This is a genomic window from Thioalkalivibrio halophilus, from assembly GCF_001995255.1.
Taxonomy (GTDB): Bacteria; Pseudomonadota; Gammaproteobacteria; order Ectothiorhodospirales; family Ectothiorhodospiraceae; genus Thioalkalivibrio; species Thioalkalivibrio halophilus.
The window spans coordinates 61,562-78,193 of sequence record NZ_MUZR01000023.1 but is presented as its reverse complement, the minus strand read 5'-3'; the positions used below and the strand labels follow the sequence as shown (position 1 = coordinate 78,193).

Here is a 16,632-nt window from a genome sequence, read left to right as displayed (position 1 = left end):
GCTGGCTGAAGGCCGAAGCCGGTTTCGAGTCCGGGGTGCGCCGACGCCTGCTGGAGATCCTGCGCGACGAGCTGCACAACGTGATCCCGCGCTACCGCAAGCTGGCGGAACAGGGGCGGGTGGAGCTGTCGTTCACCCCCTACGCGCACCCCATCATGCCGCTGTTGCAGGACCTGGCTTCGGCCCGCGAGGCCATGCCCGAGGCCGAACTGCCGGAGGCCCCGGCGTATCCCGATGGTGAAGCCCGGGTGCGCTGGCACATCGAACGCGGGCTGGAGGTGTTCGAGAAGCACTTCGGCATGCGTCCGACCGGTTGCTGGCCGTCCGAGGGCAGCCTGAGCGAGGCCACCATTCGCCTGCTGGACGAATACGGCCTGCGATGGACGGCCAGCGGCCAGGGCGTGCTGGGCAACAGCCTGGAAGCGGCCGGCAGCGCACCGGACGCGGAGGACAACGGTAACGGCAACGGCGAGGGCGAGGAAGACGGGCCCCGCGACCTGCAGGGCTGGCTGCACCGTGGCTATCGACTGCGCGACACCGAGATTGCGCTGTATTTCCGCGATGACGGACTGTCCGACGCGATCGGTTTCCGCTACGCCGACTGGCACGCCGACGACGCGGTGGCCGACTTCGTGCACCACATCGGGAACATCGCCGAGGTGGCCCCGGCCGGCAGCGTGGTGTCGGTGATCCTCGACGGCGAGAACGCCTGGGAGTACTACCCCGAGAACGGCTTCCATTTCCTCAGCGGGCTGTACGAGGCCCTGGCGCAGCACGAGCGGCTCAACCTGTGCACCTTCGACGACGTGTGCGCCCATGCCAGTACCGCCGGTGGAGCGGCGCCTGTCGAGCTCCCGTCCCTGGTTGCCGGTTCCTGGGTCTACGGGACCTTTTCCACCTGGATTGGCGACCCTGACAAGAACCGTGGCTGGGATCGGCTGATCGAGGCCCGCGAGGCCGTGGATGCGGCGATCGCGAAGGACCCCTCGCTGGATACACCGGAACTGCGCGAACAGCTCGCCATCTGCGAGGGTTCCGACTGGTGCTGGTGGTTCGGGGCCTACAACCCGGCGGGTTCGGTCAGTGACTTCGAACAGCTCTATCGGCGCCACCTGGCCCGGTTGTACCAGCTCGCCGGCCTGGCGGTGCCCGAGGCCCTGGAGGAGGTGCTGTCGGTGGGCGGTGGCGATCCGGCTGCCGGAGGGACCATGCGGAAAGGGCAGGACTGATTCATGGAAGAAACGCAGCATTCCAATCCCCTGCTGCAGCGGCGTCGTGCCGGCATACTGCTGCATCCGACCTCGCTGCCGGGCCCGCATTCGGTGGGGACCCTGGGCGACGAGGCGTTCCGGTTCGTCAACTGGGCGGCCTCGGCGGGTTTCACCCTGTGGCAGGTCCTGCCGCTGCACCCGGTGCAGAGTGATGGTTCCCCCTACGCCAGCATCTCGGCCTTTGCCGGTGATCCGCGCCTGATCGATCGCTCCCGGCTGGCGGAGGCGACCGGGATCGTCGATGACGGGCGGGCGGTCGAGGAACTCCTGGAACGGGCCGGTGCCGCGGTGGCGCGGGAAGAGCATGCCCTGCATGCGGCGTACCGCGTCTTTCTGGAGGAGCAGGGGCCGGTCTGGCTGGACGATTTCGCGCTGTTCTGCGTGATCCGTGCGCGCCACGACGATCGCCCCTGGTGGGAATGGGATCCGGAACTGCGCGATCGCCAGCCGGAGGCCCTGGCGCGTGTCGCGCGGGAAGAAGCGCAGGCGCTGGAACAGGTGCGGTTCGTGCAGTTCGTGTTCGCCGATCAGTGGCGCGCACTGCACCGCCACGCGAACGACTGCGGACTGCTGCTGCTGGGGGATATGCCGATCTTCGTCGCCCACGACTCCGCGGACGTCTGGAGCCACCGGGATCTGTTCGATCTGGATGAGCGCGGGCAGCCGCGCACGGTCGCCGGGGTCCCGCCGGATTACTTCTCCGAGACCGGACAGCGCTGGGGCAATCCGCAATACCGCTGGGACCGTCTGGCCGAGACCGGCTATGCCTGGTGGATTCGCCGCGTTCGGCGTGCGCTGGAGACGGTGGATGCCCTGCGCATCGACCATTTCCGTGGTTTCGAGTCGAGCTGGGCGATCCCGGCCGAGGAGCCGGATGCCATCCGGGGCTACTGGTTCGAGGGGCCGGGCGCGGCATTCTTCGAGGCGCTGGGCGACGAACTCGGGTACCTGCCGGTGCTGGCCGAGGATCTGGGGGTGATCACGCCGGAGGTCACCGCGCTGCGTGAACGGTTCGACTTCCCGGGTATGCGGATCCTGCAGTTCGCGTTCGAGGGCGGCGAGGCCAACCCGTACCTGCCGGCGAATCATGACGAGATGAGCGCCGTGTATACCGGCACGCATGACAACGACACCACCGTGGGCTGGTTCGCGTCACTGGATGAACCCATGCAGCTGCACGTGCTGAATGTCCTGGGGGAGCCGGAAGATGCGGCCGATACCATGCCCTGGCCACTGATCCGCACGGCGTACGCCTCGCCGGCGCGCATCGCGATCCTGCCGATGCAGGACGTGCTGGAACTGGATGCCGGGCACCGGATGAACCGGCCCGGGACGGTGGAGGGTAACTGGGACTGGCGTTTTGACTGGGAGTGGGTGCCCGGGGAACGTGCCGGCGAGATGCGGGCACTGGCCGAGGCGCACGGGCGCCTTCCGCCCGACTCCTGAGCTCGCGGTCCCCGCGGGGAATCCCACGGGCCGCAATGAAAAAGGCCCGGTCCTGAGAGGACCGGGCCTTGCTGGCTGCCTGCGAGTTCGCCTGCGAGCAGGCTCCTACTGCTGGGGCGCCATGCCGGGCGCGCCACCGCCACCCCCGGGCTGCTGTTGCTGCATCATTTCCTGCTGCAGGGCTTCCATGCGCTCGATGACATCGTCAATGTCGGCGTTTTCCGCACGCATGGCGCTCATCAGGTCTTCCCGCAGGGATTCCTGGGCGTCCAGGATCTCCGGATCCTCGGCCACGGCCTGCTGGGCTTCCTGCAGGTTGCGCTGCGCCTGCTGAACGTCTTCGGACTGGATCAGCTGCTGGCGTTCTTCCGCGCTCAGGTCGGGATCACGCAGGCCTTCCTCGGCGGATTCCAGGGTGTCCAGATCGGAACGCGGTTCAAAACCGGCGGCTTCCATCTTGTCGAGGACCAGTTCTTCCAGTTCCTCGCCCTTGCGCTCCAGCTCGGGGTTGTTTTCGATGGCCTGCTGCTGGGTCTGCGCGAGGGTCTGCTGGAGTTCCTGCATCTCCACCTGGGGGCCGCCCTGCTGTTGCTGGCCGCCCATGCCCTGGCCCATGCCCTGGGCGTGGGCCATGCCGCTGGCCAGTGCGAGGACCGCGGCGGCGGTCAGGCCGATGATCGACCGGGAATGTTTCTGCATCGTACTGCTCTCCTGAAAGGATGTCTCTTGCCACTCTGAAGGCGAGTGATGAACCACAGCTTAACAGCCTCGAGGGCCGGGTGTCGGCCCGCCAACGGGGCATGATGCCGGCTGTGGCGGTGGTGGAGAGACCGCGCAGGAGGCCCTTGCGTTCCATTGGCGGGCGACTCGCCCGATCAGCGCCGCAGGTAGCGGAACCACGAGGCGATGTTCAGCAGACTGGCGAGTGACTGGGCGAGATAGGTATACGCGGCCGCGCGCAGGATACGCTCTGCGTGGCGGTAATCCGGTTCGTGCAGGTAGCCGCCCTCGCGCAGCATCGGCATCGCCCGACGGAAACTCGCGTCCAGTTCCGTGGGCAGGGTCACGAAATGGACCAGCGCCGCCATGCCCATCGACAGCACGCCGGCCAGGAAGAACAGGATGCCCGGCGCCGGGTGGCGGGTGATCAGGGTGATGATCGGGATGCCGATCATCAGGATCGCGCCCAGCCGCTGGGCGTGACGGGTGGCGGCCACCAGGGTGCCGCGCAGCTGCAGCGGGCGGTAGCCCCGTGCGTGCTGCACCGCATGGCCGACCTCGTGGGCCGCCACGGTGACCGCGGTCAGCGAATGGCCGTGATAGTTCTCCTGCGACAGCCGCACCGTGCGGTCGCCGGGATCGTAGTGGTCGCCGTCTTTCGTGGTCTCCACGTCCACATGGGTCAGACCGTGGCGGTGCAGCAGCTCGCGCGCCATGGCCGCGCCGCTGTAGCGGTAGCGGTCCTCCGGGCGGTGATATTTCTCCATCGTGCGTCGGACCCACCACCCGGGCAGCCAGGCGACGAGCAGCAGCAGCGGTATGACCAGGATCAGCAGACGCATGCCATGATCTTCGCCGGAGCGGCCCGCCGGTCCAAGAACCCCCGGCGGCCTGCGGGGCGTACACTGTCCGGCGGGTTACTGGCCGGTCACTCGTCGACCTCGTCGTAGTCGCCCTTGTGCTTCGGATTGGGGCGTGCCCGGCGGTCCCGCGAGTAATCGGTATCGTCGGTATCCGCTTCGGGCACGCGCCGCGATTCCAGTACCCGAAGGTTGGCGGCCGGCGCCGAGCCGTCCTTGTCCTCGCCGAAGTACAGCGTGGTGTGCGGGAACGGGATCTCGATGCCGGCGGCGTCGAAGTGGCGCTTGACCAGGCGGTTGAACGCGCGCCCCAGGCCGAACTGGGTGCCGGGCGCGGTCATGATCCGGATACGGATGTTGACCGAGGAATCGTCCAGCGCGGTGACTCCGTGCACCTCCATCTCGTCGAGTACGTTGGGGCCCTGTTCCGGGTCCTGCTTGAGCTCCTCGAAGGCCTCGCGCAGGCGGACGATGACCTCGTCGATGTCCTCGCGATAGGCCACCCCGTACTCGCCCACGTGGTAGGCGTATTCGCGCATGTAGTTGGAGACCGCATCCACCGAGGAAAACGGGATCAGGTGGTAGGTTCCGGCAAGATCGCGCATCCCGAGGGAGCGGATGGTGAGCTTCTCCACCGTGCCGGTGATGCCGGTGACGGTGATCACGTCGCCCACGTTGATGGCGTTCTCCAGCTGGATGAACACCCCGGTGATGATGTCCTGTACCAGCTTTTGCGCGCCGAAGCCGATCGCCAGGCCGAGCACGCCGGCGCCGGCCAGCAGCGGGCCGATGTTCATGCCGAGCTCGGCGAGGACGATCATCAGCGTGAACACCAGCAGCGCGATGGCGACCGCATTGCGGAAGATGGTCAGCAGCGTCTGCTCGCGCGCCGTGGGTTCGCCGTTGCCGGTATTGGGGTTGAGGCGGTGCTCGATCCAGCTGGCGAACACCAGCCACACCAGTGCCGCACCGAGCAGGATCAGGGCGACGGAGATGGCGGTGCCCAGGATCAGCGTGCCCGCACCCGAACGCACCCAGTCGAACAGGTTGAAGGCGCCCCAGCCGTCGGCGATGACCGCGAGCACGATCAGCAGGATCACCAGGCGCATGGTCTTGAGTGCCTTCGGTACGTAGGCATTCAGGCGCGTTTCCAGCAGCGGGAACTTTTCCCGCGTTTCTTCGGGAAGGGCGATTCTGCGCCCGATGATCTGGGTCAGAAGGGTCGCCACGAAGAAGCCGACGAACGCGGCGATCAGAGTCTGCAGGGTGGCCGTGGCCATGAACGGCAGTGCGTCTTCGGGCCGCACGACGCTGACCACCGTCAGGGCGAGGAAGTACAGCAGCGCCAGGACGTGCCAGAAACGGGCCAGCAGGCCGGTGGTGATGCGGGTGAAGGAGAAATACGAACGGTTCGCCAGGACCATCAGGCGGCCGTGCACCCGCTGGCGGTTCTGCAGGATGATGGTCGCGGCGTACAGGAAGGCGGTCAGCATCACCAGCAGTCCCAGCGAGCGTCCGGCCTCCAGCGAGATGTGCAGGCTGGTCAGCGGGACCAGGAGCAGCAGGCCGTAGCCGATATAGGAAACGATGCGGGCCAGCCAGGCGTTCCAGTAGGCCGCTTCCTCGCCCTCCATGGGGAGCAGGCGCAGGCCCTGGTAACGGGTCGCGAAGATCAGCCGCAGCGCGGCGCGCGCCAGCTCGATGAGCAGGAACGCATTGAGGAACAGCGAATGCCGGGTCTCCATGGCGCCGGTTTCGCCGAGTACGAACAGCGCCAGCGCGTAACCCGCGATCCAGGCCAGAACCACGGCGACGAAATCGATGACCGCGGCCAGCCCGACTCCGGGAAGGGTGCGCAGCAGCCGGTACCGTTCTGCGGCATTGAGGACCCAGCGGTTCAGCCCCCCGAACATCGGCGAGACGGCGCGGCGCAGTACCCAGTAAACGATCAGCGTGAAAACGATCACGAGCGCGAGGTCCGTCACTGCCATGCCGAAGGCTATCGGTTCGATCGCCCGCAGCTGTGCGGCGGTGTCCTCGACGACCGTCCCCAGAGTACGGATCTCGGCGACGGCCCCCTCGGCCAGTCCCTGGGTCATGCGGGCGATGCGCCGCGGCAGGGCCACGGCTTCCTCGTCGGCGTTCTCCGGTGCAGCGTCCGCGGCGCCTTCATCCCCAGGGGTGTCGCTGGCCCGCAGGGTTTCCAGCAGCCGGTCGCGTGCCTCGGGATCCTCCAGCAGTTCGATCAGCGCGGCGTGTGTTTCGGCGGAGGACGGCGTCTCGTCCGCGACCGCCGAGCCCGAGACCAGCAGGGTCAGTGCGGTCAGCAGGAAGACGAGAACGGCCAGGAGGCGATGCGGGACGGGAAGTCGTGCGGGCACGCGGAACCTCGGACGGGTTGGAGGAAAGGCCTGCGAGTGTAAAGGTTACAGCGCGTCCCGCTAAAGCCCGGGCTCGCGCACGGGCCGCAGCCAGCCGGGGCCCAGCACCCGCATCTGTTCCTCGATCCAGGCGATGCGGCGCTCCAGACCTTCGCCCGGAGTGACCGGGTCGAGCCTTCCCGGTGACGGCAGGATGGCCGCCAGGCGTGCGGCCTGCTGCGGCGTCAGTTCGCTGGCGGGGACGTCGAAATAGTGCTGCGCGGCGGCTTCGATGCCGTAGATGCCGGCTCCCCACTGGGCCAGGTTGAGATAGACTTCCAGGATGCGTTCCTTGGACCACAGCACCTCCATGCCCACGGTCAGACCCGCCTCCAGGGCCTTGCGCAGCCAGGAACGCTCATGCCAGAGAAACAGGTTCTTGGCGGTCTGCTGGGTGATGGTCGAGGCCCCGCGCAGGCGTCCGCCGCGCGCGTGGTCGGTCAGGGCCTGGCGCACCGACGACCAGTCGAATCCGCGGTGCCGCGGGAAGCGCTGGTCCTCGGACGCGATCACCGCCAGCAGCACGGCGTCCGGCAGTTCGTCCAGCGAGCGCCACTGGGGGCGGTGCCGGGAGGCGGTCGCGCGGTCGGTGGCCGTGACCATCGCCATGCCGTAAGGTGGATCGACCCGGGCGAAATACAGCAGCACCGCGACCACCGCGGCCAGCACCAGCCCCAGCAGGGCGACGAGCAGCCACAAGAGGTAGCGCAGCGGCCCCGGTGGCCGGGCGCGGCGACGTCGACCCAGGAGCATCATCGCGGGCGCCCCTCCGCCATCGGGGTTTCGTGGTGGTTGTACCCGGAGTACCGTTTCATCGGAAGCAAGAATAGCGCAGGACAGGTCCGGCTGTGGCGAACTCCGCGACCTCCGCGCGGCCCAAGGATCACGGAGATCGCCATTCGCCGCGGATCACGCGACAGGCCGGCCGGACGCGTTCCGGCCCATCAGAGACAACAAGGAGGCGAGCCATGGAATACCTGCCGTATCGCTACACCAGCGGAAGCGGGGAGCAGCTGACCTTCGAGTTCGCGCTGCATCCCGAGACCGATTCGGCCGTGCGCGTGCAGCAGTTGCTGGATCGCGTGCTGACCACCGTGGATCACGAAGTGGCGGTGCTGGGTGACACCTGCAACGGTGATCTGTTGCAGGCGCTGGCGATGGCGCTGGCGGTGCGCACGGAAATGATCCCCGCCGACGGCGAGATGACCCGCGGTCTCGCGCGCGATGTGGTGGAGCGTGCGCTCCGGGCGCTGCCCGAGGCGCGCCATGAAATGACCGGGCCCGTCGGCCATGCCTGACACGCGCGAACGGCCCGTGGTGTTCTTTGACGGCGGTTGCCCGCTGTGCCGCCGCGAGATCGGCCACTACCGGCGCCTGGACACGGCCGGCCGGATCGACTGGCGGGACATCCATGCGGACGCCGCGGCGCTGGAAGCCCGCGGCATCGCGTGGGAGGACGCCATGCGGCGCATGCATGCGGTGGACGAACACGGCCGGGTGGTGAGCGGGGCTTACGCCTTCGTCGCCACCTGGCGGCACCTGCCGTACTACCGCGTGGCGGGGGCGGTGCTGCATCGGCTGCCGCCGGTGGTCTGGCTGATGGACCGGGTGTACAACGTGTTCGCCCGTTCGCGCTGGCGTTCCCGCTGTCGCGACGGTGTCTGCCCGCCGCCACCGTTATAATCGGCGGTTCGTCCAGGCATGCCCGGGAGGGCCGATGTCCAGCCACGATGTCCCCGAATGCGCCGGGTCTGCGGCGGAGCCGCCCGCACCCGACGCGCTGGAGCTGACCCTGGAGGCGGTTCTGTTTGCCGCCACCGAGCCCGTACCCCTGCGCGATCTGCGCGCCGCCTGCGCGGAATCGGGCGAGGTCGACCGCGCGTCGGTGGAGGCGGCGCTGGCGCATCTGGAGACGCGCTATGCCGACCGCGCGATCGAACTGGTGCGTTCGGCCGGCGGGTACCGTTTCCGCGTCCGGCCGCAGTACTCGGGCAGCGTGCGCGCGGCGCGGCCGGAACGCCCGCAGCGGCTGTCGCGCGCGTTGCTGGAGACCCTCGCGATCATCGCCTATCGCCAGCCGGTCACCCGCGCCGAGATCGAATCGGTGCGCGGGGTGGCGGTCAGTTCGGGGATCATGCGCGGGCTGCAGGAACGGGAATGGATCTACGTGGTGGGGCACAAGGAGCTGCCGGGGCGGCCGGCGCTGTACGGCACCACCCGCAGCTTCCTCGACGACCTCGGACTGCAGGCCCTGGACCAGCTACCGCCGCTGGACGAGATCCGCGATCTGGCCGACGTGGCCACCGACGCCGGGCTGTCACTGGCGACCGACGAGGCCGACGATGACGGCGACGGGGAGGGGGACGCAGCGGAAGCCGGCGAATCCCGGGAACCGCCCTGATCAGCGTTTCCTTCAGCGGTCGCGGCCGTTGTACATGGTCTCGATCGCCTCGCGGTAGTGCTCCCGGATCACCGGCCGCTTGAGTTTCATGGTCGGGGTCATCATGCCGTTTTCCACGCTCCACGGTTCGTGGATCACGTACACGTGGCGGATGCGCGCGTAGCCGGGGAAGTCCTCCAGCTGGTGGTGGATGCGGTCGAGGATCGCGCGTTCCACCTTGCGCGGCGGCTCGCCCGCGGTCGCCGGGTCGATCCCCTGGTCGGAGGCGAAGGTCTGCCAGGCGTCCGGTTCGGGGACCATCAGGGCGGTGAGGAACGGCTGCCCGTCGCCCACCACCATGATCTGGTCGAACAGGCCGTCGAGGCCGATGGCCATCTCCATGTCTGCCGGCGGTACTTTCTCGCCGTTGGTCAGTACCAGGATGTCCTTGATGCGGCCGGTGATGTAGACATGGCCGGAGTCGTCGATGCGCGCCTGGTCGCCGGTGCGCAGCCAGCCGTCGGCGTCGATGGTCTCGCGCGTGGCCTCTTCGTTCTTCCAGTAGCCCAGCATCACGCAGTTCGAGCGGGTCTGCAGCTCGTGGTTTTCGCCAATGCGTACATCGACATCCTTCAGCGGCTTGCCGATGGAGGCCGGCAGGTTGTCATCCGGGGTGTTCACCGTGACCACCGGGCCGGCCTCGGTCATGCCGTAGCCCTGCAGCACCGGCAGCCCCAGGCCGATGAACAGTTGCGCCACCGGAGGCGGCAGCGGTGCCCCGCCGCAGACGGCGAACCGGACCTGGCCGCCGAGGCGGTCCAGCACCTTGCGCGCGACCACGCGCTCGAGCAGTGGCCACAGCAGGAAGGCGGGGGACCAGCGACCCCGGCCCTGCTGGTGTTCGAACCGGCGCCAGCCCACGGCGGCAGTCTTCTCGAACAGCCAGCGGCCGAGCGCCGACTTCTGCCTGAGACCGGCCCGGATCCGCCCGCGCACGCGTTCGTAGATCCGTGGCACCGAGATCAGCACCGTCGGCCGGATGGTCTGCAGGTCTTCGCCGAGGAGCTGAATGGAGCGGGCGAAAGCCACCTCGGCTCCAACCATCATCGGCATGTAACAGCCGGCGGTGCGTTCCATCATGTGCGACAGCGGCAGGAACGACAGGAACCGGTCCGACGGCCCGAGCGGGCCCGTGAGGGACGAGGCCCAGGCGTTCTCCAGGATGTTGCGGTGCGAGAGCATCACGCCCTTCGGACGTCCGGTGGTGCCGGAGGTGTAGACGATGGTCGCCAGGGCGTCGGGGTCCAGTTCCGGATAGCGGATCGCGGCCGGGTCGCCACCCTGCAGCCAGTCTTCCAGTGGCAGGACCCGCGGATCGCCCGAGGTGCCCGCGCTGTCGCTCAGGCGCACCACGCGCTTGAGCGACGGCATCTTCTCCAGATGCTCCAGCAGGCGGCGGCCATGCACCGTGTCGCCGATGAGCAGGGCGCGCGCCTGGGTCTGGCCGATGATGTAACCGACATTTTCGGGACGGTCATCGGTGTACAGCGGGACCGTGACCAGGCCCATCTCCATGGCGGAGAGGTCGGCCGCGATCCACTCGCGCGAGTTGCCGACCATGATGGCGACGCGGTCGCCCGGCCGCAGGCCCTCGGTGGCCAGCGCAGCCTGCCAGCGGTCGACCGTGCGGCCCATCTCGCCCCAGCTGCTGGAGCTCCAGTCTTCGCGTTCGGGGTCGAACTGGCGGTAGGCCGGGGCATCGGGGGTCGCGGCCACGCGGGCGCGGAACAGCGCCGGCAGGGTGGGGGCGTCTTCCGGACGGATGGTCGCGGGGTGGACCCGGGGGTTGGACATGCGCGGTCTCGCTGGACTGGTCTTGCCCTGCAAAGTAGAGGACGGCGCGGGGCAGGGGCAAGCGCGGGGCGGGGGTCCTACATGCCGAGCGGATGCATCGCCGGACCCGCGGCCACCGCCCCCAGCACCAGGCTGAAGCCCAGCACCGCGATGATCGCGCCGCCGGTCAGGCCGAAGGCCGGCCCGATCCAGGCCAGGCGCGCGGCGCGGGTGCCGGTGAAACGCCGCCGGGTCCAGTCGCGAGCGTAGACCGCGAGCATGGCCAGCACGGAGACCGTGATGGCGGTACCCGCGGACATCGCGAGCACGGCCGCCACGCCGGCCCAGACCAGACCGACGGCCGCGGATACTGCCATGATCAGCACGGCGCCGGAGCAGGGGCGGATGCCCACGGCCAGCACGGTGCCCCACCAGGTGCCCTTGTGATCGGGGTCGACGTGGTGGGGGGTGCCGCAGCCGCAATCATGCCCGTGGTCGTGCCCGTGGTCATGCCCGTGGTCATGCCCGTGGTCATGCCCGTGCGCGGCGGCTGCCCGGCGCCGCCAGGCCTGCCGCAGGGCGCGCCCCATCAGCCAGACGCCCAGCAGTCCCACCAGGGCGAAGCTGGCGATCTCCAGGTGGCGGACCTGTCCCAGGGTCTCGCGTGTCAGCCAGCCGAGCAGGCCGACCAGCAGCCCGACCAGCAGTATGGCCGTGACGCCCTGGGCAAGCGATGACGCCGCCGACAGGGCGATGCCGCGGCGCAGGTTCTGCGGCTGGGTCAGCAGGTAGGTGGTGATCACCGCCTTGCCGTGTCCGGGTCCGGCGGCGTGGAAGACCCCGTAGAGAAAGCTCACGAGGATCAGCAGGGCGCCCGCCTGCGCCGAGGGCGCGTCGCGCAGTCCGTGCAGTCCCCGGGTCAGTTCGCGGTGCAGCTGGCGCTGGGTATGCAGGACCCAGCCGACCAGCCGTTCCAGCGGTCCGGCGTCATCCCCTCCCGGGAGCCCGGCGTCGGTGCGAGCGTCCGGGGCATCGGCGGGCGGTGGCTGTTCCGTGGCATCGGCATCCGCGTCGGACTCCGGGCCGCCGCCGAGGGGGTGGCCGGCCAGCGCGAGCGCGGGCAGCAGGATGCCGAGCAGGAGCAGCAGGACCGCTGAGGCCCGTCCCGGGCGGCGGTTGCGAGAGAGGGCGTGTCGGATCATATCGTTATTTTATAACGTAGCAATGGCGCGAGGAACCCGATGTCATTCACATTCCAGGCGCGCAATCTCGGCAAAATGGCGTCCGAGATCTTCGATCGGGCTGCGGGATTCGCGTTCCAGGGTGGCGGCATAACGCACCAGTTGTGGATCGGGGCGCGGTTCCTCGAGTTCGACCCGGCAGCCGTCGCCGCGGTTCACCTGGATCACGTCACCGGGGTCATGGCGGATCTCGATCCAGTAGGTGGGGTCATAGACGCGGTAGGTGAAATCCTCTTCGGCGCCGATGTCGTGCCGGTCCAGCGGGATCTCGAAGCCCAGGTGCAGGCGCCGGTCCTCCAGACGCAGTTCGGGGGACTCGGCGGGCGGGGTGTCCAGCGTTTCGCCGCCTGCCTCGAGTTCGGTGAAGTGGTCGTATTCCGCGAGGTTGTCGAGCATGCGCGGGCCGACCGTTTCCAGCACCGAGTCGATGCCGGCATCGCCGTCCATGTCGCGGGTCATCTCCTCCAGCAGCATGTGGCTGTAGGTCGGGTCGATGACCCACAACTGGTGCATGGAGGCCAGTCGGCCGTCGCTGTCGAAGTCGAGGGTTACCCGCAGGTCGATCCAGGCATGCGGGTGGGCGGTGGCCATCGCGGGCAGACCGGCGGCCACCGCGATCAGGAGAACCAGCGCCAGCCGGGCGCGTGCCCGGGTGGCGCTGCGGACAGCCCGCTCAGGCGCGCTGCCAGCGGGTGCCATCCGGCGTGTCCTCCAGTTCGATGCCGCTGGCGGTCAGCTCGTCGCGGATCGCATCGGCGGTGGCGAAATCCCGCGCGCGCCGCGCCTCGGCACGCGCGGCGATGCGTTCCTCCACCCATGCGGCGAGCTCGGCATCATCGGCGACGTCGCCGCGGAACCAGGCCTCCGGGTCCTGCTGCAGCAGACCCAGGAGTTCGCCCGCGGCCAGCAGCTCGCCCTTGCGGCGGGCGCGTTCGTCCTCGCTGTCGGCGGCCTGCAGGGCATCCGCAATGCGGTGCAGGGCGGCGAGCGCCCCGGCGGTGTCGAGATCGTCCAGCAATGCGGTGAAGACCGGGGTGTCCGCCGCATCGGCGGGGGTGGGCACGACCCCGGCGTGCTCGCGCAGCAGACGGTAGAAGCCGTCCAGCGCGTTGCGGCTCTGTTCCAGGGTGTCCTCGGAGAAGTTCAGCGGCGCGCGATAATGGCGCGACAGCAGCGCCAGGCGCAGGACCTCGCCGGGCCAGACCTGCAGCAGGTCGTGCAGCAGGCGGAAGTTGCCCAGCGACTTGGACATCTTCTCGCCTTCGATGGTCACGTGCCCGTTGTGCATCCAGTAGCGCGCGTAATGGCCGCCGTGTTCGTCGCAGCCTTCGGCCGCGCAGCCCTGGGCGATCTCGTTCTCGTGGTGCGGGAACACCAGATCGTGGCCGCCGCCGTGGAGGTCGATGCTGCGGCCCAGATGGGTGCGGATCATCGCGGTGCACTCCAGGTGCCAGCCCGGGCGCCCGTTGCCCCAGGGGCTGTCCCAGCCGGGTTCGTCCTCGCCGGCCGGCTTCCACAGCACGAAGTCGCCGGGATGGCGCTTGTAGTCGGCGACTTCCACCCGGGCCCCGGCCTGCATCGCCTCGAGGGTGCGCCCGGACAGGGCGCCGTAGGCAGGGTAAGAGGTCACGTCGAACAGCACGTGGCCGTCCGCCGCGTAGGCGTGGCCGCGCGCGAGCAGGTCCTCGATCAGGGCGATCATCTCGGTCACGTGATCGGTGGCCCGGGGCTCGAGGGTCGGCTCCAGGGTGCCGAGCCGGGCGATGTCCTCGTGGAAGGCCCGGGTGAAGCGTTCGGTCAGCGCGGCGATGGGTTCGTCGTTCTCGCGCGCGGCCTGATTGATCTTGTCGTCCACGTCGGTGATGTTGCGGGCGTAGACCACGTGCTCCGGCCCGTACAGCGCGCGCAGCACGCGGAACAGCACGTCGAACACCACCACCGGGCGGCCGTTGCCCACGTGCACGCGGTTGTACACGGTCGGACCGCAGACATACATCGTCACCCGTCGCGGGTCGGCGGGAACGAAGGGCTCGCGCTGCCCCCCGAGGGTGTTGTGGATGACGAGCTGCGGTGCGCTGGCGTCGGCCATGGTCGGTGTTCCTTGTCGCGGTTTCAGGAGGCGCCGTAGAGGGTCTCGGGGTCGACCTGCGGGTCGCTGGTCACGGCGACCTCGTCGCCCTCGACCTGGAGATAGAAACAGCTGCGCCGCCCGGTGTGGCAGGCGGGGCCGGTCTGATCGACCTTCGCCAGCACGGTGTCCCCATCGCAGTCCAGATGCAGGGAATGCAGCTGCTGGACCTGACCGGAGGACTCGCCCTTGCGCCACAGCGCCCCGCGCGAGCGCGACCAATAGCAGACCCGTCCGGTGCGCAGGGTCTCCTCCAGGGCCTCGCGGTTCATCCAGGCCATCATCAGGACCTCCCCGGTGTCGCCCTGCTGGGCGATGGCGGGCACCAGGCCGTCGGCGTTGAAGCGTACGCGCTCCAGGACTTCGGCGAGCGGCTCGCGGCGGCCGGCCGGGGCTTTTTCCAGGTTCTTGAACATGGCGTGTCGTTCAACTTGGTCGCAAACGTCAAAGAATAACATTCCGCGCCACGGGGCGGCCGGGTCTTGCGTCGTGTGCCCGTCCGGCGGATTCTTGGGGGAAGGAAGCACCGCGCAAAAAGGAGGGGGGCATGACACGCGACGCGAGTCCCGGGATCCGCCGCGGTGCCGCAATCACGGCTCTGGGTATCACCCTGATCTATCTGGTGCTCGGCCTGATGTGGATCGGGTTTTCCGACCGGGCGCTGCTGGCGCTGGTAGACGATGTGGAATGGCTGTCCCGGCTGCAGACCGGGAAGGGCTGGGCCTACGTGGTGGTGACCGCCGGGCTGCTGTTCGTGCTGATCCATCGCGCGCTGGCCGCCCGCGACCGGGCGGCCGCGGAGGCGGGGCGGGCCGCGCGCATCATCGATCACTCGCCGGTGCTGGCGATCGAATGGGAGGCGCGTGACGGCTGGCCGGTCACCTACGTCTCGCCCAATGCCGCGGACTGGGGGCTGGATCGCGAGGCCCTGCTGGCGGGCGACCCGGATTACGCCAGCCTGATTCACCCCGATGATCTGCCGTCCATCGTCGAGGAGGTGCAGATGCACCTCGCACACGGCCCCGATCGCTATACCCAGCTCTACCGCCTGGTGCTGCCCGTGCTGGGTACGGTCTGGGTGGAGGACCGGACCTGGCTCAGTCGGGACACGGACGGTCGTGTGACACGCATCCACGGGGTGCTGCTGGACGTCACCGAACGCCGGCGGCTGGAGCTGGAGCGCCAGCGGCAGATGGAGCGGCTGGAACGGGCCGAACGCGACGCGGGCCTTGGCAGCTGGGAATACGATCCGGTGAACGGGTTCTGGTGGTCGGACCAGCTGTTCAGATTGCTGGGGCGCCCGCCCGACGGTCCCGAACCGGACGTGGCCACGCTGCTGGAGCGTGACCTCGACACCGAGTCCGCCGACGGGCCACGCCTGGCTGCCACCTTGCGGGGCATGGCCGCCGGTACCCCGCCGCAAAGCCAGTACCTGCACGTACGCCGACACCCGGGGCGCGGGCCGGAGACCTGGCTGCGGTTCGGCATTCAGCGCGCGTCGTCGTTTCCGGGTGAAAGCCCCGGTGGCGCGTGGCGGGTGCAGGGTACGGCGCTGGACATCACCGAACTGCACCAGGCCGAGCTGGAGTTGCGTGCGTTCAACGCCGATCTGGAACGCCGGGTCGAGCGGCGCACGGCGGAACTGCAGGTCGCCAACCAGGAGCTCGAATCCTTTTCCTACGCGGTTTCCCATGATCTCAAGGCGCCGCTGCGCGGGATCGAGGGCTACAGCCAGCTGCTGGAGGCGGAACATGCCGGGCGTCTGGACGACGAGGGGCGCGAATTCGTGCGCAATATCCGCCAGGGCGTGGCGCAGATGAACGAACTGATCGGCGACCTGCTGACGTACTCGCGCATGGAGCGGCGACCGCTGGAACAGCGCCGGATCCGGCTGCGTGACCTGGTGGGGGAGACTCTGCGCGCGCTGGAGCCGGAATACCCGGCGGCGGCGACGACCGCGATCGACGTGCCGGACGAACTGGAAGTCGAGACCGATCCCGACGGTCTGGGATTGATCCTGCGCAACCTGCTGGAGAACGCCTTCAAGTTCAGTGCCGGTCGCGACGAACCCCGGGTCCGGGTCGCCGCTCAGCGGCGGACGTCGGTGGTGCGTCTGGAGGTGGAGGACAACGGGATCGGCTTCGACGAGGCGTTCCGGGAGCGCATGTTCGAGATCTTCCAGCGTCTCAACCGCGCCGAGGACTACCCCGGCACCGGCGTGGGCCTGGCCCTGGTGCGTCGCGCGGCCCGCCGGCTGGACGCCCGGATCGAGGCCGAGGGCCGCCCCGGCGAGGGCGCGACCTTCCGTGTGGAGCTGCCGCAATGAGCGCCCC

15 protein-coding genes are annotated in these 16,632 nt (G+C 69.0%); 6 read left to right on the top strand and 9 right to left on the bottom strand.

Annotation, left to right across the window (positions count from 1 at the left end; all coding sequences use genetic code 11):
- Both B1A74_RS07590 and malQ read left to right on the top strand, forming a co-directional pair.
- The coding region (locus B1A74_RS07590) for a glycoside hydrolase family 57 protein (protein ID WP_077244251.1) at positions 1-1,229 on the top strand (1,229 nt) is incomplete at its 5' end.
- A gap of 3 nt (positions 1,230-1,232) precedes the next feature.
- Positions 1,233-2,717, top strand: coding sequence for a 4-alpha-glucanotransferase (gene malQ, locus B1A74_RS07585; RefSeq protein ID WP_077244250.1), 1,485 nt, complete (start codon positions 1,233-1,235; stop codon positions 2,715-2,717).
- A 105-nt stretch (positions 2,718-2,822) separates the two neighbouring features.
- Here malQ and B1A74_RS07580 read toward each other — a convergent pair whose 3' ends face one another.
- The 4 genes from B1A74_RS07580 to mtgA form a co-directional block, all read right to left on the bottom strand.
- On the bottom strand, positions 2,823-3,416 hold the full coding sequence (locus tag B1A74_RS07580) for a hypothetical protein (protein ID WP_018947668.1): 594 nt from the start codon (positions 3,414-3,416) through the stop codon (positions 2,823-2,825).
- Positions 3,417-3,592: 176 nt separating this feature from the next.
- Complete coding sequence (locus tag B1A74_RS07575) at positions 3,593-4,279, bottom strand: zinc metallopeptidase (protein WP_018947669.1); 687 nt, start codon at positions 4,277-4,279, stop codon at positions 3,593-3,595.
- Between the two features lie 86 nt (positions 4,280-4,365).
- Positions 4,366-6,678, bottom strand: coding sequence for a mechanosensitive ion channel domain-containing protein (locus B1A74_RS07570; protein ID WP_077244249.1), 2,313 nt, complete (start codon positions 6,676-6,678; stop codon positions 4,366-4,368).
- A gap of 60 nt (positions 6,679-6,738) precedes the next feature.
- Positions 6,739-7,473 carry a monofunctional biosynthetic peptidoglycan transglycosylase gene (gene mtgA / locus B1A74_RS07565; RefSeq protein WP_018947671.1) on the bottom strand — a complete coding sequence of 245 codons (735 nt, stop codon included), beginning with the start codon at positions 7,471-7,473 and terminating at the stop codon, positions 6,739-6,741.
- Between the two features lie 212 nt (positions 7,474-7,685).
- On the opposite strand from mtgA, the gene B1A74_RS07560 reads away from it, so the two are divergent.
- From B1A74_RS07560 to scpB, 3 genes are read left to right on the top strand one after another with little or no spacing between them, the layout of a single operon-like run.
- Complete coding sequence (locus tag B1A74_RS07560; protein WP_018947672.1) at positions 7,686-8,015, top strand: hypothetical protein; 330 nt, start codon at positions 7,686-7,688, stop codon at positions 8,013-8,015.
- Positions 8,008-8,400 carry a thiol-disulfide oxidoreductase DCC family protein gene (locus tag B1A74_RS07555; RefSeq protein WP_018947673.1) on the top strand — a complete coding sequence of 131 codons (393 nt, stop codon included), beginning with the start codon at positions 8,008-8,010 and terminating at the stop codon, positions 8,398-8,400. The genes B1A74_RS07560 and B1A74_RS07555 overlap by 8 nt, the downstream gene beginning before the upstream one ends.
- Positions 8,401-8,434: 34 nt before the next feature.
- The gene (scpB, locus tag B1A74_RS07550; RefSeq protein ID WP_077244248.1) at positions 8,435-9,118 is read left to right on the top strand and encodes an SMC-Scp complex subunit ScpB; all 684 of its coding nucleotides are present in this window, start codon (positions 8,435-8,437) and stop codon (positions 9,116-9,118) included.
- 12 nt (positions 9,119-9,130) lie between these two features.
- On the opposite strand, the gene B1A74_RS07545 is transcribed toward scpB, so the two are convergent.
- The 5 genes from B1A74_RS07545 to hisI all read right to left on the bottom strand — a co-directional run bounded on the left by B1A74_RS07545 (position 9,131) and on the right by hisI (position 14,715).
- Positions 9,131-10,951, bottom strand: a complete 1,821-nt coding sequence (locus tag B1A74_RS07545) for an AMP-dependent synthetase/ligase (protein ID WP_077244247.1) — start codon at positions 10,949-10,951, stop codon at positions 9,131-9,133.
- Between the two features lie 77 nt (positions 10,952-11,028).
- Entirely contained in the window at positions 11,029-12,132 is a 1,104-nt protein-coding gene (locus B1A74_RS07540) for a nickel/cobalt transporter (RefSeq protein ID WP_077244246.1), read from the bottom strand.
- Between the two features lie 42 nt (positions 12,133-12,174).
- Positions 12,175-12,870 carry a DUF1007 family protein gene (locus B1A74_RS07535; protein WP_077244245.1) on the bottom strand — a complete coding sequence of 232 codons (696 nt, stop codon included), beginning with the start codon at positions 12,868-12,870 and terminating at the stop codon, positions 12,175-12,177.
- Complete coding sequence (gene cysS, locus B1A74_RS07530) at positions 12,845-14,260, bottom strand: cysteine--tRNA ligase (RefSeq protein ID WP_077244244.1); 1,416 nt, start codon at positions 14,258-14,260, stop codon at positions 12,845-12,847. Before cysS ends, B1A74_RS07535 begins: the two co-directional genes overlap by 26 nt.
- 23 nt (positions 14,261-14,283) lie before the next feature.
- Positions 14,284-14,715 (bottom strand): phosphoribosyl-AMP cyclohydrolase, encoded by a 432-nt coding sequence (hisI, locus tag B1A74_RS07525; RefSeq protein WP_077244243.1) that lies wholly within the window; start codon positions 14,713-14,715, stop codon positions 14,284-14,286.
- Positions 14,716-14,846: 131 nt separating this feature from the next.
- Between hisI and B1A74_RS07520 the strand changes: the two genes are divergently transcribed.
- Positions 14,847-16,625: a sensor histidine kinase gene (locus B1A74_RS07520; RefSeq protein WP_077244242.1), complete on the top strand. Its 1,779-nt coding sequence runs from the start codon at positions 14,847-14,849 to the stop codon at positions 16,623-16,625.
- Positions 16,626-16,632: the final 7 nt, after the last annotated feature.

Bases quoted from the DNA above. Each gene is read 5' to 3' on its own strand.
- scpB (WP_077244248.1), top strand. From the start codon at position 8,435: ATGTCCAGCCACGATGTCCCCGAATGCGCCGGGTCTGCGGCGGAGCCG.
- B1A74_RS07535 (WP_077244245.1), bottom strand. From the start codon at position 12,870: ATGGCACCCGCTGGCAGCGCGCCTGAGCGGGCTGTCCGCAGCGCCACC.
- B1A74_RS07555 (WP_018947673.1), top strand. From the start codon at position 8,008: ATGCCTGACACGCGCGAACGGCCCGTGGTGTTCTTTGACGGCGGTTGC.
- B1A74_RS07540 (WP_077244246.1), bottom strand. From the start codon at position 12,132: ATGATCCGACACGCCCTCTCTCGCAACCGCCGCCCGGGACGGGCCTCA.
- B1A74_RS07520 (WP_077244242.1), top strand. From the start codon at position 14,847: ATGACACGCGACGCGAGTCCCGGGATCCGCCGCGGTGCCGCAATCACG.
- hisI (WP_077244243.1), bottom strand. From the start codon at position 14,715: ATGTTCAAGAACCTGGAAAAAGCCCCGGCCGGCCGCCGCGAGCCGCTC.
- B1A74_RS07545 (WP_077244247.1), bottom strand. From the start codon at position 10,951: ATGTCCAACCCCCGGGTCCACCCCGCGACCATCCGTCCGGAAGACGCC.
- B1A74_RS07575 (WP_018947669.1), bottom strand. From the start codon at position 4,279: ATGCGTCTGCTGATCCTGGTCATACCGCTGCTGCTGCTCGTCGCCTGG.
- mtgA (WP_018947671.1), bottom strand. From the start codon at position 7,473: ATGATGCTCCTGGGTCGACGTCGCCGCGCCCGGCCACCGGGGCCGCTG.
- B1A74_RS07560 (WP_018947672.1), top strand. From the start codon at position 7,686: ATGGAATACCTGCCGTATCGCTACACCAGCGGAAGCGGGGAGCAGCTG.
- malQ (WP_077244250.1), top strand. From the start codon at position 1,233: ATGGAAGAAACGCAGCATTCCAATCCCCTGCTGCAGCGGCGTCGTGCC.
- B1A74_RS07580 (WP_018947668.1), bottom strand. From the start codon at position 3,416: ATGCAGAAACATTCCCGGTCGATCATCGGCCTGACCGCCGCCGCGGTC.
- cysS (WP_077244244.1), bottom strand. From the start codon at position 14,260: ATGGCCGACGCCAGCGCACCGCAGCTCGTCATCCACAACACCCTCGGG.